This window comes from Litoribacterium kuwaitense, from assembly GCF_011058155.1.
Classification (GTDB): domain Bacteria; phylum Bacillota; class Bacilli; order Bacillales; family DSM-28697; genus Litoribacterium; species Litoribacterium kuwaitense.
Genome location: NZ_JAALFC010000049.1, coordinates 1 through 20,813, shown reverse-complemented (window position 1 = coordinate 20,813; position 20,813 = coordinate 1). Strand labels below are relative to the sequence as shown.

The 20,813-nt window shown below is 43.0% G+C and carries 19 protein-coding genes, 1 rRNA gene and 2 pseudogenes; 3 read left to right on the top strand and 19 right to left on the bottom strand.

Features of this window, described 5'->3' with window-relative positions; all coding sequences use genetic code 11:
• Nucleotides 1-265 precede the first annotated feature (265 nt).
• The 7 genes and pseudogenes from G4V62_RS20080 to groES form a co-directional block, all read right to left on the bottom strand.
• Nucleotides 266-1,729, bottom strand: coding sequence for a DEAD/DEAH box helicase family protein (locus tag G4V62_RS20080; protein ID WP_312855526.1), 1,464 nt, complete (start codon nucleotides 1,727-1,729; stop codon nucleotides 266-268).
• Nucleotides 1,730-1,769: 40 nt separating this feature from the next.
• A pseudogene (locus G4V62_RS20920) lies at nucleotides 1,770-2,356 on the bottom strand (TOTE conflict system archaeo-eukaryotic primase domain-containing protein).
• On the bottom strand, nucleotides 2,269-2,577 hold the full coding sequence (locus G4V62_RS20070) for a hypothetical protein (protein WP_246218504.1): 309 nt from the start codon (nucleotides 2,575-2,577) through the stop codon (nucleotides 2,269-2,271). Before G4V62_RS20070 ends, G4V62_RS20920 begins: the two are co-directional and overlap by 88 nt.
• A gap of 255 nt (nucleotides 2,578-2,832) precedes the next feature.
• Nucleotides 2,833-3,423, bottom strand: a complete 591-nt coding sequence (locus tag G4V62_RS16995; protein ID WP_165204525.1) for an ATPase — start codon at nucleotides 3,421-3,423, stop codon at nucleotides 2,833-2,835.
• Complete coding sequence (locus tag G4V62_RS16990; RefSeq protein ID WP_165204523.1) at nucleotides 3,413-3,622, bottom strand: hypothetical protein; 210 nt, start codon at nucleotides 3,620-3,622, stop codon at nucleotides 3,413-3,415. The genes G4V62_RS16995 and G4V62_RS16990 overlap by 11 nt, the downstream gene beginning before the upstream one ends.
• A gap of 367 nt (nucleotides 3,623-3,989) precedes the next feature.
• Nucleotides 3,990-5,630, bottom strand: coding sequence for a chaperonin GroEL (gene groL / locus G4V62_RS16985; protein WP_165204521.1), 1,641 nt, complete (start codon nucleotides 5,628-5,630; stop codon nucleotides 3,990-3,992).
• Between the two features lie 83 nt (nucleotides 5,631-5,713).
• The gene (gene groES / locus G4V62_RS16980; RefSeq protein WP_165204519.1) at nucleotides 5,714-5,998 is read right to left on the bottom strand and encodes a co-chaperone GroES; all 285 of its coding nucleotides are present in this window, start codon (nucleotides 5,996-5,998) and stop codon (nucleotides 5,714-5,716) included.
• A 419-nt stretch (nucleotides 5,999-6,417) separates the two neighbouring features.
• Between groES and G4V62_RS16975 the strand changes: the two genes are divergently transcribed.
• Both G4V62_RS16975 and G4V62_RS16970 read left to right on the top strand, forming a co-directional pair.
• Nucleotides 6,418-7,146 (top strand): CPBP family intramembrane glutamic endopeptidase, encoded by a 729-nt coding sequence (locus G4V62_RS16975; protein WP_165204517.1) that lies wholly within the window; start codon nucleotides 6,418-6,420, stop codon nucleotides 7,144-7,146.
• A 2-nt stretch (nucleotides 7,147-7,148) separates the two neighbouring features.
• Entirely contained in the window at nucleotides 7,149-7,358 is a 210-nt protein-coding gene (locus G4V62_RS16970; protein ID WP_165204515.1) for a DUF4305 domain-containing protein, read from the top strand.
• A gap of 33 nt (nucleotides 7,359-7,391) precedes the next feature.
• On the opposite strand, the gene G4V62_RS16965 is transcribed toward G4V62_RS16970, so the two are convergent.
• From G4V62_RS16965 to G4V62_RS16945, 5 genes are all read right to left on the bottom strand, one after another.
• A complete protein-coding gene (locus G4V62_RS16965; protein WP_165204513.1) occupies nucleotides 7,392-9,491 on the bottom strand; it encodes an RNA degradosome polyphosphate kinase in 2,100 nt (699 codons plus the stop codon).
• A gap of 94 nt (nucleotides 9,492-9,585) precedes the next feature.
• The gene (locus G4V62_RS16960; RefSeq protein WP_165204511.1) at nucleotides 9,586-11,091 is read right to left on the bottom strand and encodes a Ppx/GppA family phosphatase; all 1,506 of its coding nucleotides are present in this window, start codon (nucleotides 11,089-11,091) and stop codon (nucleotides 9,586-9,588) included.
• A gap of 206 nt (nucleotides 11,092-11,297) precedes the next feature.
• Nucleotides 11,298-12,041, bottom strand: a complete 744-nt coding sequence (tatC, locus tag G4V62_RS16955; RefSeq protein ID WP_165204509.1) for a twin-arginine translocase subunit TatC — start codon at nucleotides 12,039-12,041, stop codon at nucleotides 11,298-11,300.
• Between the two features lie 11 nt (nucleotides 12,042-12,052).
• Nucleotides 12,053-12,268, bottom strand: a complete 216-nt coding sequence (locus tag G4V62_RS16950; protein ID WP_165204507.1) for a twin-arginine translocase TatA/TatE family subunit — start codon at nucleotides 12,266-12,268, stop codon at nucleotides 12,053-12,055.
• Entirely contained in the window at nucleotides 12,268-12,918 is a 651-nt protein-coding gene (locus G4V62_RS16945; RefSeq protein ID WP_165204505.1) for a redox-sensing transcriptional repressor Rex, read from the bottom strand. The genes G4V62_RS16950 and G4V62_RS16945 overlap by 1 nt, the downstream gene beginning before the upstream one ends.
• Before the next feature lie 278 nt (nucleotides 12,919-13,196).
• Between G4V62_RS16945 and G4V62_RS16940 the strand changes: the two genes are divergently transcribed.
• Entirely contained in the window at nucleotides 13,197-15,143 is a 1,947-nt protein-coding gene (locus tag G4V62_RS16940) for an ABC-F family ATP-binding cassette domain-containing protein (RefSeq protein ID WP_165204503.1), read from the top strand.
• A 309-nt stretch (nucleotides 15,144-15,452) separates the two neighbouring features.
• Here G4V62_RS16940 and tsaD read toward each other — a convergent pair.
• The 7 genes and pseudogenes from tsaD to rrf all read right to left on the bottom strand — a co-directional run bounded on the left by tsaD (nucleotide 15,453) and on the right by rrf (nucleotide 20,657).
• Nucleotides 15,453-16,480, bottom strand: a pseudogene (gene tsaD, locus G4V62_RS16935) (tRNA (adenosine(37)-N6)-threonylcarbamoyltransferase complex transferase subunit TsaD).
• Nucleotides 16,477-16,926, bottom strand: coding sequence for a ribosomal protein S18-alanine N-acetyltransferase (gene rimI, locus G4V62_RS16930; protein WP_165204501.1), 450 nt, complete (start codon nucleotides 16,924-16,926; stop codon nucleotides 16,477-16,479). The pseudogene tsaD and the gene rimI overlap by 4 nt, the downstream one beginning before the upstream one ends.
• A 14-nt stretch (nucleotides 16,927-16,940) precedes the next feature.
• Complete coding sequence (gene tsaB / locus G4V62_RS16925; RefSeq protein WP_165204499.1) at nucleotides 16,941-17,624, bottom strand: tRNA (adenosine(37)-N6)-threonylcarbamoyltransferase complex dimerization subunit type 1 TsaB; 684 nt, start codon at nucleotides 17,622-17,624, stop codon at nucleotides 16,941-16,943.
• The gene (tsaE, locus tag G4V62_RS16920) at nucleotides 17,621-18,076 is read right to left on the bottom strand and encodes a tRNA (adenosine(37)-N6)-threonylcarbamoyltransferase complex ATPase subunit type 1 TsaE (protein ID WP_165204497.1); all 456 of its coding nucleotides are present in this window, start codon (nucleotides 18,074-18,076) and stop codon (nucleotides 17,621-17,623) included. The genes tsaB and tsaE overlap by 4 nt, the downstream gene beginning before the upstream one ends.
• Nucleotides 18,063-19,049, bottom strand: coding sequence for a thiamine-phosphate kinase (gene thiL / locus G4V62_RS16915; RefSeq protein WP_165204487.1), 987 nt, complete (start codon nucleotides 19,047-19,049; stop codon nucleotides 18,063-18,065). Before thiL ends, tsaE begins: the two co-directional genes overlap by 14 nt.
• 65 nt (nucleotides 19,050-19,114) lie before the next feature.
• On the bottom strand, nucleotides 19,115-20,269 hold the full coding sequence (locus G4V62_RS16910; RefSeq protein WP_165204485.1) for a trans-sulfuration enzyme family protein: 1,155 nt from the start codon (nucleotides 20,267-20,269) through the stop codon (nucleotides 19,115-19,117).
• Between the two features lie 273 nt (nucleotides 20,270-20,542).
• Nucleotides 20,543-20,657: ribosomal RNA gene (gene rrf, locus G4V62_RS16905) — 5S ribosomal RNA — on the bottom strand.
• Between the last annotated feature and the right edge of the window lie 156 nt (nucleotides 20,658-20,813).

Here is a 20,813-nt window from a genome sequence, read left to right as displayed (position 1 = left end):
GGATTCAGATTAAGGGCTGAAAAGACAGCCTCAAAATGATTGGAAGGCTCCATCTCATATAATTCATGCATGTCAAATAGACTTAGTTGTCGTATAATGTACATAGGGCATCTCACCTCTCTGTTAGGTTAGTGTGGTAACTACCATTATACAGAATTTGGGGAGGTGCTCCATTTTTTGTGCCTTGAATACCTTGAGACTCAAGGGCTCTAAATTATGAAATTAACTCGTATGTTAAAATTAATCCCACCCACTATATATTCTATCAAAATAACTTCATCTGCTGCCCGCTGCTATTTTCTTCACCACCTTGAACTTTATAACCCATCGATTTATATCCCTGCATGCGCTTTTCATACATGTTCTTCAACTCGGGAACCTGATAATCAACATAATCGTATACTTTTACAACATTTTTATCTGTATGAACGCGATGTAATCTACCGACATATTGCTGGAGCGTGCCTTTCCAGGCGATTGGCATGGCAAGAAACAGAGTGTCCAGCCTAGCATTGTCAAATCCTTCTCCTATATACTTACCGGTGGCAATAATAAGCCTCTCTTCATTATCTGGAAGATTTTCTAATAGCTTTAATCGGTCTTTCTCTTCTTGCTTACTCAGCTTGCCTGTTAATACGATTATATTCTTTGCAAATCCTTCAAAGAGTTTCTTCAATTCATTCACATGTTCTATACGCTCTGTCAAAATAATTGGATATGCATTATTCTCAAGTTCTCTTAATACATCATTGAATATCAACTTGTTCCGTTGTTCATTAATAGCCAAATTTGTATAAACCTTCTGAATGCTGTCATCGTTATTTTTAAAACTAGTAAACCGGGTAATAAGCACATGGTCAAACGGATGGAGTTTTGCCTGGCTTTTGGCAGTAACTTTATAACAAATTTCCCCGCATTGCATAGCAACTATCTTTTGCAGCCCGTCTTTTCTAGTTGGGGTTGCAGTTAGTCCGTGAACGTAAACAGCCTCTACTTCCCTTAGTACTTTTTCGAAACCTACCGCTGAAATATGGTGGCATTCATCGACAATCACCTGTCCATAGCCTTTGGCTTTTTCGCGCATATCCTCTGATCTGCTCAAAGTTTGAATCATAGCAATGTCTACTTTACCTGTTGGTTTCTTTTTACCTCCACCGATTTGACCAACCTGGTTTCCATCCAACTTAAGAAAGGACTTCAAACTTTCTTTCCACTGGGTAAGTAGCTGCTTGGTGTGCACGATGATTAATGTGTTGATATTTCTCTCTGCAATCAGTGCTGCCGCCACCACAGTTTTACCAAAACCAGGTGCCGCTGATAGGACACCACAACTACTTATCTTCATAGCGTAGACCGCTTCATTTTGTTTCGGCAGAAGACTTCCAAGAAAATGAATATTGTGACTGCTACCTTTGTTGGTTTGATCATCAATGTAGAATTTAATTTTGTTCCTAGATAATATAGCTTTTATATCTCTCAGACAGCCGCGCGGGATAACCACCGAGTCATCCACCTCATAACTACAGTCAATTTTTCTAGGTATCCTGTGTGTAGAAAGCCTTTTGGATTGTGCTTTATAAAATTCAGGGTTATTGATGACGGCTAGCTTGATTAACTCGTTCAAAATATTTGATGGAAGCTTATTTTTGGGAATATATATGCCGTTTTTTCTTATGAGGGTTATTTCAGAAGGTTTATTTACGTCATATGATGTTGGTTCACTTTTCACAGTGAAATTGCTGGAATTATTGTGCTCTACCAGAATTGATTCAACCTTTTTTTTTACTGACTTTTTTTACAGACTCCAGATACGTCCATTGATCCATATATGGCTCAAACTTTTCATTAACAAAGACGCTATAGCCATTTTTCCTGGGGAATTGCTGTAAAGGTAGTGCAATCAGGTTTCCAAACCCGCCTTTTGGCATTGTATCCTGATTGGGAAAAACCGATCGAACGAGTCAACACCTGTCTCATAACGCTTTTCCAGGGATCGGTTCATAAGAAGATTCCCTAATCTACGAGCAATTTTCGCCTCGATTTTATCACTGAAAAAAATCCAGACATGACAGCCATCTCCGGATCTGGAGATTTCCATGCTTGCAGGTACACCTACATCGTTACAAACACCAATGAACGTGATAGCGTCCTTTTGCCAGTCTTTTTTATCAAAATCAACGGCCAAAAACCAGCACGTTTCATCTTTTAATAAAGGATAGATGCCAATAGTTTTATTGCCACGCAAGTGATCCTCAATGACATTGTCCGTTAGTGGCAACAACTCACGCTCTTTATATAATTTTCTGGGTTCATAAATACGTGCCGGTGCATAGTTTGACTCTCCATTCTCCCCCAATGTACCGCATATACATCTGTTCGTCCTTTAAACAGACTTCTGAAGATAGTGATACGTTTCTGTAAAATTTCACTTCTCGCCATAGGTTGAATATGTTTGTCTTGATTGTTAGAGACCGGAATTTTATGCTTTGCCAGCAATTCTTTCAATTTTTGATTTTCATCTTTTAGTCGGGTGATTTCCTTTAATGCACTTTCCAATTTTCGTTCTAAATTGTTCATGAATTATCCCTCTTCATGCAGTTTGTTCTCAGTTTTAAAATATATTGCTGTGCCTAACAAATCGTCTAACATCACCAATTTGCTTATGGATTACTATCCCTAAATACTTCTAAATCATATTTCGACCTTAATGATAGTTCCTAAATTTATGTAATAATGGAGAATATTCTTCAAGCATTACCCCCTCATACATTTTTAATTTCTAGATATTATAAAAACTGCCTTAGTTTTAGACAGTTTTATGAGGTTCAGTATTTATCTTTTCAATTGTTCTTTAATGGGAAGAACCCATTTAGGTAGCTCACTGCTTTCATATGCAATGTAGTTATCATAAGCCTCTAAGACGATTTCACCATTAAAGTTACTATTGTCCATTACTACTAAATTATCTATGAGTGGCAAGTTTTTAATCAAATTTTCTTTTGACTTCACATGCCTATTAAGGATGTCTTCCGTGGGAATATGATGTCCTCCGTTTTTCACTCGCAAAGCAACTCGTTCAATATTCTGTTGAACATCTTCTAATCCAAGATAAAACATCGTTATTTCGAAACCATTTTCTCGAGCTGTTTTGATTCTTTGCAGAAATGTCCTTCCTGAAAGTGTCGTTTCTATAGAGAAACTCCTCTTACTTTTGATACAATCTTTGGCTAGTTTAATGGCTGACCGGCCTGCTTCTGCCCTCTTGGACTCCGGATTAGATAGATCTAAATGTCTTGCAATGCCGTCTGGATCTATATTCGTCTCAATACCAATCTTATCTATAATTAGATTTCGTATTGTGCTTTTCCCGCTTCCATTATTACCTGCAAAGACGTACATTATTGGTTTGTCACTAGAGCTCATTTGATTTTTCCTGTCCCTCTTCAATATATGGCTTTACTTCACCATTAGGGAACTCTTTGACTAAACCGTCTTTTGTAGCATAAACAATGTAGGTATTATTTACTTTAGCATCTATTTTGGCTCTTTCGCCCGTCATTCTAGCCCATTGATTAACCCAACCATACTTTCTTTTAATTGAGTGTTCATTGTTTTCAAGCATAATAAATCCACCACCTAAATCAAAGTTATTCTTATTTGTATTATATCATACGATAAAGCAATACATTTAACCCCCATTAACATAAATAAGAGCATATTTTCACACTTTATCTCGAAACTAACCCTTCCAGATAACTCCCTTTACTTGAAGACTCAGTTTTAAGATTAATCTTCCTGTCACTTAATAACTATTATTACAAAACCATCCCTTTGCCACATACTCCTCTTACAATTTAAGAATAAAAAAAAGCCTCACAAAAGTTTATAAACTCCTGAGAGGCTTGTAAATCTAGTGGACGATTTTAAAAACCAGTCAAAATCCAGTCAAATCGTTTTCAAATCCTATGGTGAAGGGGTTTTGGGGGCTATTACATCATGCCGCCCATACCGCCCATTCCACCCATGCCGCCCATGTCTGGTGCGCCGCCGCCGTCGTTTTCTTCAGGCTTGTCGGCGATGACTGCTTCAGTCGTCAAGAACATGGCTGATACGGATGCTGCGTTTTGTAGGGCATAGCGTGTTACTTTGGTTGGGTCAACGATACCAGCGTCGATCATGTTGACCCAGTCGCCTGTGGCTGCGTTGAAGCCTGTGCCGAGGTCTTCGCCTTTGAGGCGTTCTACGACGACAGAGCCTTCGAGGCCGGCGTTGTGGGCGATTTGACGTACTGGCTCTTCGAGGGCGCGAAGGACGATCTTGACGCCTGTTTCTACGTCTCCTTCTGCACTGATTGCTGCCACTTTGTTGTAAATGTTGACAAGGGCTGTACCTCCGCCGGAGACGATGCCTTCTTCAACGGCTGCGCGTGTTGAGTTGAGGGCGTCTTCGATGCGAAGTTTGCGCTCTTTCAATTCTGTTTCTGTTGCGGCACCGACTTTGATGACAGCAACGCCGCCCGAAAGCTTCGCTAGGCGCTCTTGTAGTTTTTCTTTGTCAAATTCGGACGTTGTTTCTTCCACTTGCGCACGAATTTGGGCAACGCGGCTGGAGATTTGGTCGGCTTGACCAGAACCTTCAACGACGGTTGTGTTTTCTTTTGTAACAACCACTTTTGATGCGCGTCCAAGCTGCTCGATGGAAGCTGATTTCAAGTCAAGACCGAGGTCTTCTGTGATGACTTCAGCGCCGGTGAGGACAGCGATGTCTTCGAGCATGGCTTTACGACGGTCACCGAAGCCTGGTGCTTTAACGGCCACTGCGTTAAATGTACCGCGTAGCTTGTTGACAACAAGTGTTGCTAGCGCTTCGCCTTCAACGTCTTCAGCGATGATCAAGATTGGACGGCTTTGCTGAACGACTTGCTCAAGCAATGGAAGAACTTCTTGGATGCTAGAGATCTTTTTATCCGTGACGAGGATGTATGGATCTTCAAGTACGGCTTCCATTTTGTCTTGATCAGTCACCATGTATGGAGATGCGTAGCCGCGGTCGAATTGCATACCTTCGACGACTTCTAGCTCGGTAGCGAAGCCTTTAGACTCTTCGATTGTGATGACGCCATCGTTTCCGACGCGCTCCATCGCTTCTGCGATCAATTGACCAACTTCTTCGTCTGCGGAAGAGATGGATGCAACTTGTGCGATTGACTCTTTGCCTTCGATTGGCTTAGAGATGCTTTTTAGTTCTTCAACAGCAACTTCTGTTGCACGCTCGATACCGCGGCGAATGCCCATTGGGTTCGCACCGGATGTGACGTTTTTCAAGCCTTCGCGGATCATCGCTTGTGCTAGAACGGTCGCAGTTGTTGTACCGTCACCTGCGACGTCGTTTGTTTTGCTTGCAACTTCAGCAACGAGCTTTGCGCCCATGTTTTCAAAAGCGTCTTCAAGCTCGATTTCTTTAGCGATGGTAACACCGTCATTTGTAATCAGTGGTGAACCAAATTTCTTTTCAAGAACTACGTTACGTCCTTTTGGTCCGAGGGTTACTTTAACTGCATCTGCAAGTGCGTCCACACCACGAAGCATGGAACGACGAGCGTCTTCGCTAAATTTAATATCTTTCGCCATGAAATGTACCTCCTTCAGATTGTAAAAAATTCATATACACATGCATTCATGCTTGTCTTATTTAAATCATGTATGTTTTATTCTTACTCAACGACAGCAAGGATGTCGCTTTCTCTTACAATTAAGTACTCACTGCCTTGGTATTTTACTTCTGTCCCTGCATATTTTGAGAAGATGATGCGATTGCCTTCTTGTACTTCTAGAGCCACGCGTTCACCGTTATCTAGGACTCGACCAGAGCCTACAGCAACTACTTTTCCTTCTTGAGGCTTCTCCTTTGCAGAGTCTGGCAACACGATGCCGCTTGCAGTAGCCTCTTCTGACTCAACAAGTTCAATGATAATACGATCACCTAACGGCTTTAACAAGTGAAACAACCTCCTTGAAATGTGATTCTTCTCTTTTATTAGCACTCAACTACATAGAGTGCTAACACATATATTAAATAATCTGGAACCTTTTTGCAAGCCAAAACACTAGAAAAAAAACGACAATCTTCTCAGAGTGTAGACATCGTCTACGCTTGACTTTATCTACCTTTGTTTATCCCTTTGCATAATCCTTTTTTCTTCTTGACTTGACAACGTTTTTCAGTCTGGGCGCAGTGTAGCCTCGGCTTATGCTAAAATACGGGCGACGATTGAAAGCATTAGTCAACAGGCTGACTCCTCTCTACTCTTCTTCCATTTTATGCTAAGTTTCAAACGCTTTGATGAAGTCTTTTTTTTGTTGGGTATGTTAAAATGACTAAAGCAAATAAGTGAGTTTAAATTAAAGGAGTACATACATGAAAAAAAGCTATTGGGGGATTATTGTAACGTATATTTTTGTCCTATTTGGCGCAAGTTTTGTGGCGCTCGGCTATTTCCAGGCAGGTTTTGCGGAAGCCCCTGCGATTGCTTATGGGCAAATTACGACCTCGGTCATCGGATTCTTGATTGTCCTCTTTCTTTTGCGAAGCGAGCGAAAAGAAGGCATTTGGCGGCGTGAGAAAGGTGCAAGTGGAGGCGAAGCGTTCGTCTGGATTTTCCTTGGTGTGTTTATGGCGCTCGCTGCCCAGTATATCGCTGCTCTGATTGAGATAGAAGTTTTACAGTTGCCTGCTGGCTCTGAAAATACAAGTATGCTAATGGACATTTTCACGTCCGCACCGCTCTTCGTACTGTACATGATTTTCTTTGCACCATTCTTTGAAGAGTTGATTTTCCGAAAAATCATCTTTGGTTCCATTTATAAGCGGACGAATTTTATTATTGCGGGTATCGTCAGCTCTCTGGCCTTTGCAGTGCTGCATATGGATTTTACGCACTTGCTTATTTATACGGCAATGGGGTTTGTGTTTGCTTTTCTTTATGTACGTACGCAACGAATTATCATTCCGATGCTTGTCCATGGTCTCATGAACTTAATTGTCGTCGTTGGTCAAATCGCAGCGCAACGACTCTATCCGGAAATGTATGAAGAGATTCAAAATAACATGAATGCGGTCATTCTTTTGTTGTTTGGAGGCTTTTGAACATGAGGCGATTGTTCACTCCTCAAATATCTGGCTTTGTCTACCTTGTAATGGGAATTTTGTTTATCATTTTTGCCAGTCAAAGTGCTGAAGTGAGCGGCCTTTGGTCTTTCCCAACCATGCTTCTCGTCGCCATCGCTACGTTCGATCTTGGTCTGGCCGTACGATTATTTTTTATTTCATTTATGATAAAGCGAAATAGCAAAAAGTGAGGCGACTCCAGTCAGCGCCTCACTTTTTTTATTTTACTCGTCTGTTTCTTGCCGTACAGCTTCGATGGCGCGCTGAAACAAGGCGATCTGGCTGTTGATTAAAGGATCGTCTGCCTCTACAGGGACACGGTGGTAATTGCCTTCCTGATCTTGAAAACGGCTCTTTACATTATCGGAAAGCATAAGGTCAAGGCATGCCCGCATTTCTTTTCTTATTGCCTCATCGTAAAGAGGGAACATAATCTCGACACGTTTTTCCATATTCCTTGTCATCATATCGGCCGATGACAAAAACAGTCTCTCCTGTCCACCTTGGTGAAAATAGAAAATGCGTGTGTGTTCGAGGAAACGCCCGACGATGCTAATCACGCGAATATTTTCGCTGACATTAGGAATACCAGGGCGTAAACAGCAAATGCCCCGCACGATGAGATCGATACGAACGCCTGCACAAGAAGCCTCGTACAGCTTTACGATCAATTCTTTGTCTGTAATAGAATTTACTTTCATGACAATCCAGCCGTCGCCATGTTTTTCATGTCGCTCGATCTCTTTTTCAATCCAGTACACCAAATCACGTCGGATCGCAAAGGGCGCAACGGAAAGCTCATGGTAAGAAGGGGCTTCAGTAAAGCCGCTTAAGTAGTTAAAGAAATTGGTTGCATCTTCTCCAATGCGAGGGGAAGACGTCAATAAGCCCATATCTGTATAAAGGCGCGCCGTTTGGTCATTATAGTTTCCCGTTCCTAAATGAACAAACCGTTCAATGCCTTCGTTTGTATGGCGGACGACGAGCGTTATTTTACTATGTGTTTTTAAATGATTCATACCATAAATGACGTGACAGCCTGCTTCCTCAAGCTCTTTCGCCCAATGAACATTTTTCTCCTCGTCAAAACGAGCCTTCAATTCGACGAGTACGGTGACTTGTTTCCCGTTTGCGGCTGCTGTTTTTAAGCCTTTAATAATGGGCGATTTTCCACTGACCCGATAAAGTGTTTGTTTGATGGCGAGTACATTTGGATCTTCAGCGGCCCGCTCTACAAAATCAATGATCGGCTCAAACGATTCGTATGGATGATGAAGAAGGATATCACGATCGCGTACCGCTTCAAAAATATCCTCGTCGCGCCCGAGCATTTTAGGGTGCTGCGGCATTAATGATGGAAAGACGTGCTTATCATAAAAAGGCTCAAGCTCTTTGTACAACGAATTTAGCCATGTCAAATCAAGGGTCCCATTTACGAAAAAAACGTCGCGTCGCTCGTTGTTATTTTCCTCGATAAGAAACGTTAATAACGATTCGTCCATATGGTCGTTTTCCACTTCCATGCGCACGACTTCTTGGCGCCCTCGACGCTGAATTTCTTTTTCAATGACCCTCAGTAAGTCCCGTGCCCCTTCTTCTTCAAAGGTCAAATCGGCATTCCTCGTAATACGGAAAGAAGTGATTTTTTCGACGGTATAGCCGGTAAACAACTGACCGATATGAGCTTTAATAATATTTTCCAGCATAATTAAACCGTAGCTGCCTTCTTTCGCCGGCATAAACACAAAACGTTTCAAAACCGACGGCACTTGAACGATGGCGTAATGAAGCCCACCCTCTCTTGCTTTTAGGAGTGCGACCATGTTGATACTGTTATTTAATAAATGAGGAAACGGTCTGTACGCGTCGACAGCAAGCGGGGTCAGTACTGGAAAAACGTGCTCCCTAAAGTAGCCATCAACGTGCTCTTTTTGTTCATTGTCTAATTCCTCATAAGTAAGCCATTTCACTCCTAAATACTTTTGCAGCTCATGCATTAACTGTTGATAAATCTGATACTGGCGCTGCACTAAATTGGCCGTTTCCTCAGTTGCCAAGAACAATTGCTGCCTTGGCGTCAGCCCTGCTTTATTTTCAGGCTGATTAAAACCTGCTTTAATTTGATCTTTTAAGCCTGCAATGCGGACCATGAAAAACTCGTCTAAATTGGATGTGACAATTGCTAAAAAGCGCAGCCTTTCCAACAAGGGGTTGGAAGGATCTTCGGCTTCCTCTAGCACTCGATTATTGAAGGCAATCCAGCTGAGTTCTCTATTGTTGTAGTACGCATGATCTTTTAATTGAAGTCGTTTATTTTCAGCCACAAACCTCACCTTTCAAAACTGCAAAGTCGATTTTATTGTAAGTGTAACAAAGGTTCGCCTTCTTCATTGTAAAGCTTATGTAAAACCGCCGTCTTTAGTCATAAAACGATAAATCTAATTGTTTCTTTAACATTTTTTCGACATGTTTTACGTGCTTATTGGCTTGGTATTCTTCGGACAAACTCGGTTGATTACAATAAAATGAGAGACTGATGTGGTCTTTATCAGCATTGTTGATCTCAATACGATCGACAATGTGACGATTGGTTAAGTTCAATGCCTTAGCAAACTTTAGCAGGCTGCCGATATAGGAAAGTGCTTTGCGCTCATTTTTATCAAACCAATCCTTAAAAGGTTCAGACCAATCTTCCAACCGGCTTTTTGAATGAAAGGATGCGACTAAGGCAAGCTTGACCCTTTCTTCGTGAAAGAGTCCGTCAATCGTACGATTCGCCAAAACATAAAACGTATGCTGGCTCGGTGAATCAGGATCGATATACTGTCCTAGCAAAAAGAGTCTGCCCGCTCGCTCTAACAGCTTCCACTCTTCCTCCGTCAGCGTAAATTCTCCAGATGATTCAAATAAACGCGCGAGCTCTTTGGCAAGCCTGACGATCTCTTTCGTTTCGTCGACATTCACGCCGAAATCAGCTTCCAGTTCTTGCAAGCTTTCCTCTAAAACACTTTCTGTTCGTACACCCACGCCATGAATGGCTTCATACAAAAGGCCTTCACGTAACCCTTTACGGCTCACAATCCAAGCAGGCGCATCGACGACACTACAGAGCTTAGCGAAGCTAGCGATGGCCGGAACGATAATATCCGCCCGATCAGAGGACAGCCCATCAAGGTTTCTCCGCTCGTCTACATCCATTTTTGCGAGCTCAATCAATATTTCCGAAATGGTATACGGCGCGATTTCAAACTGATGCATCCCACCAAGTGAATAATTTTCATTGGCTTGATGGATTTGAGCCAGGTTTCGTGCGCTTCCGCCAATGGCAATCACAGGCAAGCCTTTTGGCAGCCACGGAACCGATTGAAACGCATCTTCTAAATAAGCATTTAGTGATTTTAACGTAGACTTTCCTTCCTCTGGAAATTGACGCTTTAAAGATAAAGCGCCAAATGGCAAGCTAATGCTATGGCGTAGTTTTTTATCGGAAAAATAGGTGAGTTCCGTCGATCCACCTCCGATGTCAATTGTGACAGCTTCGGAAACTTGTGTTGAATGATGCACAGCTAAATACCCGTAGTACGCTTCTTCTTCTTCAGACAAGATCCGCATCGTAAAGCCTGTTTCTGTCTCTACAGCTCGACGAATTTCCTCACGATTGGTCGCCTGACGAATGGCTGCTGTCCCTACACAAATGGGGTCACTCATTTGATGATCATCGAGAATCGTTTTAAAATGGCTAACGATACGACGAAGCTTCTGTATACCTGCCTCTGTCAGTTCAAAGTCGTCGGTTAAATCGTCTCGGAGACGAGCAACAATCTTAACGTTGTGAAGTTCTTGATAGCGTCCGGACGGCTTGGCTAAATAAGTGACAAGCCGGACCGTGTTTGAACCAATATCGATCACGGCATATTTACTCACGAGATTTTCCGCTCCTTCAAATAAATTCATTCCGTTTTTTATCATACCACGACAGCGTCATTTCAAATAACCTTCGACTATAAAACACGAAAAAAAGCGCAGGTCTCTTTGTAGTGAAAGAGACATCTACGCTCAGTCCTCGTTTAAGAGGTAAGATCATTTGTGACCTTGTCTGCACACGATCAGCAAACTTTATTTTTAATAAATCATTGCGCTGTTTGTTCTTCTTCTCTTTTTTTATCGGCTTTCCGCTGCGCATAAACGGAAATGAAGATCGATAGCTCATATAGAAGGAGCAAAGGCAGTGTCACCATCATATGAGAAATTAAATCAGGTGGCGTAATTAACCCGGCAATGACGAGAAGCACAAAATAAGAATATTTTCGAATGCTTCTTAAAAATGCCGGTGTAATTAACCCGAGCCGCGTCAAGAAAAGGACGACAAGCGGCAGTTCAAACAAGATTCCAAAAGGAAGTGTCAGATGAAAGAGAAACGTAAAATACTCTTGCACACCGATCAGCGGCTCAATTTCCATTCTCTCCGACAAGTTCCACATAAAGTTAAGCACAAAGGGAAAAAGGATATAGTATGAAAAAGCGATACCGATTAAAAACAAGACGATCATCATCGGAATGTAGCTTAATGTTGCTCTGCGCTCGTGCAAATAAAGCCCCGGACTTATAAAGCGCCAAACTTGATATAAAATAATTGGAAATGTACAGATTAAGCTAATAATAAATGCCAGTTGCATGTAAACCTTGAATGGGTCCTGTATCCGAAAGCCCTTCAGTTCTTCTTGATATGCGTTTTCACTCAAATAAACAAAAAGCGGATCAGCAAAAAAGAGACCCGCGATCAGAAAGCCAACGAATGCAACGGCAACAATAATGACTCGCTTCCGTAATTCGTTCATATGTTCTGTCAAATGAATCGTCCGATTATCTTCCATAGGATGCCACCTTAATTAACACGTTGATCCTCTGATTTATTCTCAGCTTGCTGTGGCTTGTCCTTGCTCTTGTCATCATCTTCATCGTTTGCCAAACCACGGGTCGCATGCTTGAACTCACGAAGCGTATTTCCAGCTGCTTTTCCAAGCTCTGGAAGTTTTTTAGGTCCAAAAATCAATAATGCCACGACCGCAATGATTGCGATACTTGTTCCGCCTAATCCCATTAGGAATCTCCTCCCTCCATTGGGTACGTTTTAAGAAAATATACAAGCGCCTGAAGCTCTACCGACAGGTCAATGTGATGCACTCGAATATGTGGCGGTGTGTTCAGACGAGCAGGGGTAAAATTTAATATTCCGCGAATACCAGCTTCTTCAATTAAACGGTCTGTGACCGTCTGAGCTACCGTGGCTGGCACAGTCAAAATCGCAACGCTCACATCATTTTCCCTCATACGAGATAATTCGTCAATATGATACACAGGAACTCCGCTAATTTCTGTGCCTATTTTTTCTGTATTGCTATCAAAGGCCATTTCAATCTTTGTATTGTTATTTTTGATGAAGTTGTAGTTTAAAAAGGCGGTTCCTAAATTACCAACACCAATTAAACTCACTCTAGTGACTTCACCTTGGTCTAAAGTCTCTCTAAAAAAGCGCAGCAAGTACTCTACATTATACCCATATCCTTTTTTACCTAACGCCCCGAAATAGGAAAAGTCACGCCGAATGGTTGCCGAGTCAACTTTAACTGCTTCACTTAGCTCAGCGGATGACACCCTTAACTTTCCTGAAGAATACAGGTTCTGTAAAAAACGATAATATAATGGTAAGCGCTTAGCTGTCGCATGAGGAATTTTTTGTTCAGACTCCACCGAACCACCTCCTATGCATTACTCTTCATTATAACTGAAAACGGTATATATCACCAAAGCGATATTTTTAATTTCTGCCAAAAAGTTGCTCTTGTCCTTTAGCGAGATCTGGCACCTTACGTGCACTCCTCATTGAACCTGCAGAAAGAAAACAACCTCCCTCCATCATACCATATCCTTCGTGTTTCGCAATTTATTCACAGCGTATCGTTTGCGAAAATGTTGCTCTAACATGAGGGGTTACGCTACACTTGGACATGAATTGAGGTGCAAAAGACATGATTATTTTACAAATCAATGACTTGGAAAAAGCATTTGGTGCTACAACCATACTTTCTAATATAAAAATGGAAATTAAATCACAGGATCGGATTGCCGTCGTTGGCCGCAACGGAGCCGGTAAATCAACACTTTTAAAAATAATCGCAGGGGAGCTTTCCTACGATTCCGGTGCAATTATTCAACCAAATTCTGTCCAAATCGGCTACCTTCCCCAGCAAGCGACCGTTTCCTCAGAAAATACGATTTGGGATGAGATGCTTGAAGAATTTCAGGATTTGCTCGGAATGGAAAGAAGAATTAGGGCTTTGGAGAAGCAAATGGGGAGCGCTGAGGTCCTTGAAAATGAGACCCTTTACACGAAAGTGATGAAGGAATACGATGCTTTACGCGCTTCCTTTGAACAACAAAACGGTTATCAGCTCGAAGCAGACATACGTGGCATTTTAAATGGTTTACAATTTCAGCAATTTGATTATTACACAACAAAGGTATCTGCCTTAAGTGGTGGTCAGAAGACACGGCTGGCCCTCGGAAAGCTGTTGCTGAAAAAGCCTGATCTGCTGATTCTCGATGAACCGACGAACCATTTAGACATTGATACACTTACATGGCTTGAAGGATACTTACAAAACTACCCAGGCGCCTTGCTGCTCGTTTCACATGACCGTTATTTTCTCGATAAAATCGTGACCGAAGTATACGAGATCGCTCGTCATCGTTCGACAAAATATATTGGAAACTACAGTGCTTATCAGCAGGCGAAATACGACCAATTTGAACGCGATGTCAAAGAGTTTGAAAAACAACAGAAAGAAAAACAACGGATGGAAGATTTTGTTCAACGAAACCTTGCCCGGGCGTCAACAACTAAACGAGCACAAAGCAGGCGAAAACAGCTTGAGAAAACTGACTGGATGGAGCGGCCTGCAGGAGATGATAAATCCGTCTCCTTTTCGTTTGAAACGACAAAACTGAGTGGGCATGACGTGTTAATCGCTGACAAGATCACACTTCAGTACGAAAACCAAATGAAGCCCCTTTTTCAAAACGCATCCTTCTCCATACACCGCGGTGATCGTGTGGCACTCGTCGGGCCCAACGGTGTCGGGAAAACGTCTTTATTTAAATTGCTTTGTGGAAAGTTAGCTCCTAAAGAAGGGAGTTACCGTTGGGGGAGTAGCGTTAAGATTGGTTACTATGATCAAGAGCAATCGCATTTAAATTCGAATAAAACGGTACTTCAAGAACTGTGGGATCGATACCCTGCTTATCAAGAAAAAGATATTCGGACCATCTTAGGCAATTTTTTATTCTCTGGAGACGATTGCCTTAAAATCGTAAATGACTTAAGTGGTGGAGAAAAAGCACGGCTGGCGCTTTCCATTTTAATGCTCCAAAAAGCCAATGTCTTATTGCTGGACGAACCGACGAACCATCTAGATCTCGATGCTAAAGAAGTATTGGAATCCGCACTGATTGATTTTCCAGGGACCATTCTATTTATTTCTCATGACCGTTATTTTATGAACCGGCTTGCTGATCGAGTGTTTGATTTAAAGCCGACAGGCGTGACACCTTATCTTGGTCATTATGATGAATATGTGGATAAGCTTGAAGAGGAAAGAGAACGGAAAGCATTAGCAGAAAAAGAGACCCTCTCTGTCCAACAAAATAACGAGCCTCCGACAGAACGTAAGCTCAGCTTTGAACAACAAAAAGAAGACAAAAGAAAAAAACGACAGCTAGAACGACAGCTAGTCGAACTCGAAACACAGCTAGAAACAGCAGAGGACACGATTAATCAGCTTGAGCAACGCTTGCTAGAACCAGAAGTATATGAAGATCACGAAAAGGCGAAAGCCGTTCAAGTTGAATTGGATGAGGCCAATCAAAGACTGGAAGATCTACTCATAGAATGGGAAACGTATGAATCACAAAAATAATAATTGTCAAGAGCTGCATTTAGCGGCTCTTTTTTCTATCCACAGAATAAGTGCCTGTAATATCTGTTATTCACAGAGTTAACCACATTATCCACAGATTTAAATAATTTTATCCACAGATGTGGATGGAAAAGAACATTGTTATATCGGTGTTTAACCATTTTATACGCAGATCGTCCACGACTGTGGATCATTTTGTGGATAATGTGAGTATACATGTTCTCTTGACTTATCATTGTTCTTCTGAAATATAAAAAAGACAACGTCGATTGTGCATAAGTGGACGCTGTCTTTTTAATTCCATCACCATTATTCAGTTTTCAGCCAATTCTCTAACGAACACCCTGGCTGTGCATTGATATGCAAGCCGGCAAAAGCATCATACTGATACGCAATATGGGCTGCTGCTCCAATCATCGCCGCATTATCTGTGCAAAGAGAGAGTGGCGGAACGATTACGGAAAGGTTTGCATCGGCAAATGCTTCCTGAATGCCGTTTCGCAAGCCTCGGTTGGCCGCAACACCGCCGGCAACGATGAGCTGTTTTGCTCCTGTTGATTCCACGGCTGCTTTTGTTTTTGTGACGAGGACGTCAACGACGCTCTCTTGAAAGCTGGCAGCCATATCGGCTACCCCGAGCTCTTCTCCACGCTGCTTTGCATTGTGCCAAGTATTTAACACGGCTGACTTTAATCCACTAAAGCTAAAATCGAGTGAGCCCTCTTCTAACCATGCACGAGGCATCGCAATAGACGGCTCTCCCTGTTGTGCAAGCCGATCAATTTCTGGACCCCCTGGGTAAGGGAGACCTAATGTCCGCGCGACTTTATCAAAGGCTTCACCCGCAGCATCGTCTCTTGTCTTTCCTAACACGGCAAATTTACCGTGCTCCTTCATATACACAAGTTCAGTGTGCCCTCCTGAAACAACGAGCGCGACCAGTGGAAATTGAAGCGTTTCTACGAGCTGAGCGGCATAAATATGACCAGCAATATGATGAACATTAATGAGAGGCAAGTCATGACAAAACGCAAAAGTTTTTGCAGCTTGTAGCCCGACGAGCAATGCGCCTACCAAGCCTGGTCCTTCTGTGACAGCCACGGCTGAGAGCTCACTGGGCTTCACTTGAGCCTCATCTAAAGCACCTTCAATAACGAGTGTCATTTGTTCGACATGGTGCCTAGAAGCGACTTCTGGAACAACACCGCCAAAACGGCGATGAATGTCCATTTGTGATGCGACTACGTTAGAGAGAATGGTCGTACCATTTTTATCACGGCAGCCGCTGTTTCATCACAGCTCGTTTCGATCGCTAAAATGATTGTGTTTTTCATCATATATTCACCCACATCACAACTGCATCTTCATGATTATCTGTATAATAGCCTTTACGCACGCCACCATACTGAAACCCTAACTTTTTATATAGGTTTTGTGCAATTTTATTAGAGACACGTACTTCCAATGACACCGTGCGTCCACCTTTCTCCTGAATGAGCTGTATCGCATGCTTTAACAACGCCTCGCCAAGCTTTTTTCCGCGCTGTGCTGGCAAAAGGGCGATATTCGTTATGTGCGCCTCATCGATAATGACCCACATTCCGCAATACCCAACGATCTTTTCCGCCGTTTCCGCAACGATATAAGTGGCATAAGGGTTTTGCGTTAATTCCTGTAAAAACGCCTGCCGACGCCAAGGCGTAGCAAACGCATGCTTTTCTACATGTAACACCTGATCGATATCTTGTAATTGCATTTCGCGAAAAATGACCGGCTCCTGCATATGCCGCTTCCCTCCTACTGAGTTCGTTGCTGCCATTTTTCTTCCGCTTCTGCCAACTTAAGATACTCAGGTGTAAATGTGTGAATCTCCGATGGCACCTCATGGATCGCTTCCATTGCAAGTGTCCCTGCATGAGGAATATTTTCATTTTGCGAGCTAAATAACACATCAGTAGACAGCGTTTTAGCAATGCTCTCTTGAAAAGCAGGCGCGCTTTCACCAATAAACAAGATTGGTTCGTCGTCTACTTCATTTTTTAATGCCATCAACCATGACTGTACAGGTGTATACCGATCTTTGATGACCGGTTGTCCATGCTTATACAATCCTGTATATATGTGATCTCGCCTTGCGTCAAATACCGGACAAATAAATGTGTTTCGATGCTTAACGTTCAATGCCAGGGCTTGAAGGCTAGAAACACCTACTAACTCTGCCCCAACCGACCAAGCAAATGTCTTCGCAATCGTCACGCCCATTCGAATCCCAGTGTACGAGCCAGGTCCCTTTGCCACAGCAACACGATCAATTTGTTGTGGGTGCCATCCGACCGATGAAAGGATATGTTCAATCGCCGGCATTAATCGGATCGCATGATTACGCAGGCCCGTGGATGTCATTTCAGCAACAAAGACACCATCTTCCGCAAGCCCGACGCTCATCGTGGCACTCGCTGAATCTATGGCTAATACCTTCACACAAACAACTCCCTACAAAGACTCTCATATTTTGCCCCAATAGGACGTAATTGTATCTTTCGACTATGTTCTTCGTAAAAAAAGCAAATATCCAAACGCTCTCCTGGTAGGAAATCGGCAATAATGTCCGGCCATTCAATGACCGTTACACCTTGACCGAATAAGTAATCATCGATTCCGATGTCGTCTTCAGCTCCGTCAAGACGATAGGCATCCATATGATAAAAAGGGATGCTGCTTCCTTCATATTCTTTAATAATCGTGAAGGTCGGACTGTTGACAACGCCTTGAACGCCAAGGCCTTGGGCTAGTCCTTTCGCGAACGTCGTTTTGCCTGCACCTAAATCTCCTTCAAGCGTAAGGACACTTCCACGCCAAAGTCTCTCCCCGATTAAAGTCGCAAGTGTTATCGTTTCTTCCGGCTTCGTTGTACGCCGTTCATATATTTTCATCGGTCTCACCTTGATTAAAATGATTATATCCAGACTTCGGTAAACGTTCTCCTGTCGTTAACGAACGGACTTCACCTCGTCCAGCATGCACATGACCTATACAGGTCAAGTTCATCTGATGTTGTGCAAAAATCGCCTGTAATTTAGGCCATTTCGCTTCAGGTATCGTCCCCATTAATTCATAATCTTCTCCACCGGCTAAAGCGTACGCGACTGCTTCTTTTTTTGGAATGAAACTAAGCGGTTCTCGAAAGGGGACGGCTGTCTCATCCAACCAAAGGGTGGCTTGACTCGCCTCAGCAATTTCCCACGCCTCGCTGGCAACACCGTCGCTGATGTCATTCGCACACTTACAACCAGCTTCAACCATCCATTGACTTTCAATCAAACGGGGACGAGGTCTTTGATGGGCACGAATAAGACGATCTGTAGAGGAATAAGATGCTTTCTCTTTTCCTAACAACACGTCTAACCCCGCCGCAGATTCGCCGGGAAATCCAGTGACAAATACGACATCACCATGTTGTGCAGACGCTCTCTTCATCGTCTTTGACGCATCAATGTACCCGAGTAACGTCACATTCACAGAAAGTACAGGCCCACTCGTCGTATCTCCACCGATTAAGTCAATCTTATACTCTTTCGCCAAACAATCCATGCCTTTGTACAACTCTACGATTTGAGCAGTAGATCGATGCTTTGGCAACATAAGGGTAACCATATAATAAGCGGGCCATCCACCCATTGCAGCACAATCACTTAGATTCGCAGCAAGCGCTTTGTAACCGACATCATGCATTGTCATCGTCTGATCTGCAAAGTGAATTTCTTCAACCATTTGATCTTGGCAAACGACAAGTGACTTCCCTTGTTCTGGCGACACAATCGCAGCATCATCTCCAATGCCCACCTCGATATCAGAGCGATCATGCATGTCCGGCGTAATCGCACGAATGAGTTTAAATTCATCCAATTGATAGGCCCCCTAATCTACGTACATATGACTCATTTTGACACATTGCAACGCCCTCTGCAATACTAGCTCTTTTCAATCGCCTTCGTCACCGCTTGTGTTAATGCAGATACGATATCATCAATATGTTCAATACCTACAGAAATACGTACGTGCTTATCGGTCACACCCGTACGTTGCAGCATCTCATTAGACAGTGCACGGTGAGACGTTAAAATCGGATAAGAAACAGTTGTTTGAACCCCAGCCAGTGTCGCCACTAATTTAATCCACCCGAGAGACTGAAAGAAAACGTCAACATTCACATCATCGCTTAACGCGATTGTTACCAAAGCTGTAGGTTGCTCATTACCTTCAATTGCTGGATGATAAACGCTCGCTATCCCCTCGGTTTCTGCTAGAGAAAAAGCCAGCTTTTTTGCATTTTCTGTCTGTCGATCCATACGAACACTTAGCGTTTTCAAACCTCGGCAAGCCAGCCAAGCTTCAAAAGGACTTAAAGAAAGACCTAAATTAACAATCGTTTGTTTAGCGCGTTCCATCAAAGACTGTTTTCCTGCGATCACTCCTGCCGTCACATCGCTATGACCACCGATATACTTGGTCGCACTATGTACGACGATATCGGCTCCCAGAGAGATAGGACGACAGCCCTGTGGTGTCGCAAATGTATTATCTACCATGAAGGTTAGTTTATGCCGTTTCGCAAGCTTGGCAATATCCGCAATGGGCTCTACACGTAACAAAGGGTTCGTAATGGATTCAGAGTAAAGTAAAACGGTATTATCTTGAAGAGCATGTTCAATGTCCTGTAGTTGCAAAAAATCAACAAAGCTCACTGAAATGCCTGACTTTTTCAATTCCTCAGCAAACAATTGATACGTTCCGCCATAAAGATGTTGTGTCGCCACGATATGATCTCCAGCTTCAGCGACCGCTAGAACGCCCGCCAGAATCGCAGCTAACCCCGTAGCCGTTGAAGCGCCTTCCTCTGCGTTTTCCAAATGAGCGATTGCCTGCGCTAATTCATCCGTATTCGGGTTGCCGACACGTGTATAAAGATAAGGTGATTGAGTGTCACGTTCATAAAATTCCTCCAACGCTTGTAAATTCTCAAAAGAAAACGCACTTGTTTGATAAATCGGCGTTGTTTTACTTCGAACTGCCAAAGGAGAACGCAGGGTCGATTGGACCACCTTCGTTTCAAAATGCTCTGCCATCCAAACACACCTTTCCATTTGGGAGAATGAGAGTTATGAAATATAGAGTAGGAGGGAGTGACTCACTCCCGTCCTCTCACACCACCCCGTATACCGTTCGGTACGGGGCGGTTCAATTAAGATACTTGACGCAAAGTTTCATAACGATTTTGCAGATTTTTGAGACCTCGGTTACTCCAGTAGGAGTTGCCGAGGTTTCCCCTATAGACTGCACCTATGCCTGGCGCACAATCAAAAACAGACTACGCTTATCGCGTAGTCTGTAATGTCAAAGCCTGGCAACGTCCTACTCTTGCAGGGGCGGACCCCAACTACCATCGGCGCTGGAGAGCTTAACTTCCGTGTTCGGCATGGGAACGGGTGTGTCCTCTCCGCTATCGCCACCAGACCTTATTAAAATGACAAGGATGATTGTATAACATTTCTTGCGAAATGTCAAGAGTTATCCTTCAAAACTAGATACCGACAAAGAAAGACTTTGAAGAGAAGGCCTCGATCGATTAGTATCGGTCAGCTTCACGTGTCGCCACGCGTCCACCCCCGA

Bases quoted from the DNA above. Each gene is read 5' to 3' on its own strand.
- tatC (WP_165204509.1), bottom strand. From the start codon at position 12,041: ATGGAAGATAATCGGACGATTCATTTGACAGAACATATGAACGAATTA.
- G4V62_RS16995 (WP_165204525.1), bottom strand. From the start codon at position 3,423: ATGAGCTCTAGTGACAAACCAATAATGTACGTCTTTGCAGGTAATAAT.
- G4V62_RS16910 (WP_165204485.1), bottom strand. From the start codon at position 20,269: ATGGCAGAGCATTTTGAAACGAAGGTGGTCCAATCGACCCTGCGTTCT.
- G4V62_RS16970 (WP_165204515.1), top strand. From the start codon at position 7,149: ATGAGGCGATTGTTCACTCCTCAAATATCTGGCTTTGTCTACCTTGTA.
- G4V62_RS20070 (WP_246218504.1), bottom strand. From the start codon at position 2,577: ATGAACAATTTAGAACGAAAATTGGAAAGTGCATTAAAGGAAATCACC.
- G4V62_RS16990 (WP_165204523.1), bottom strand. From the start codon at position 3,622: ATGCTTGAAAACAATGAACACTCAATTAAAAGAAAGTATGGTTGGGTT.
- G4V62_RS16975 (WP_165204517.1), top strand. From the start codon at position 6,418: ATGAAAAAAAGCTATTGGGGGATTATTGTAACGTATATTTTTGTCCTA.
- G4V62_RS16940 (WP_165204503.1), top strand. From the start codon at position 13,197: ATGATTATTTTACAAATCAATGACTTGGAAAAAGCATTTGGTGCTACA.
- groL (WP_165204521.1), bottom strand. From the start codon at position 5,630: ATGGCGAAAGATATTAAATTTAGCGAAGACGCTCGTCGTTCCATGCTT.
- rimI (WP_165204501.1), bottom strand. From the start codon at position 16,926: ATGCAGGAGCCGGTCATTTTTCGCGAAATGCAATTACAAGATATCGAT.
- tsaE (WP_165204497.1), bottom strand. From the start codon at position 18,076: ATGAAAATATATGAACGGCGTACAACGAAGCCGGAAGAAACGATAACA.
- G4V62_RS16950 (WP_165204507.1), bottom strand. From the start codon at position 12,268: ATGGGATTAGGCGGAACAAGTATCGCAATCATTGCGGTCGTGGCATTA.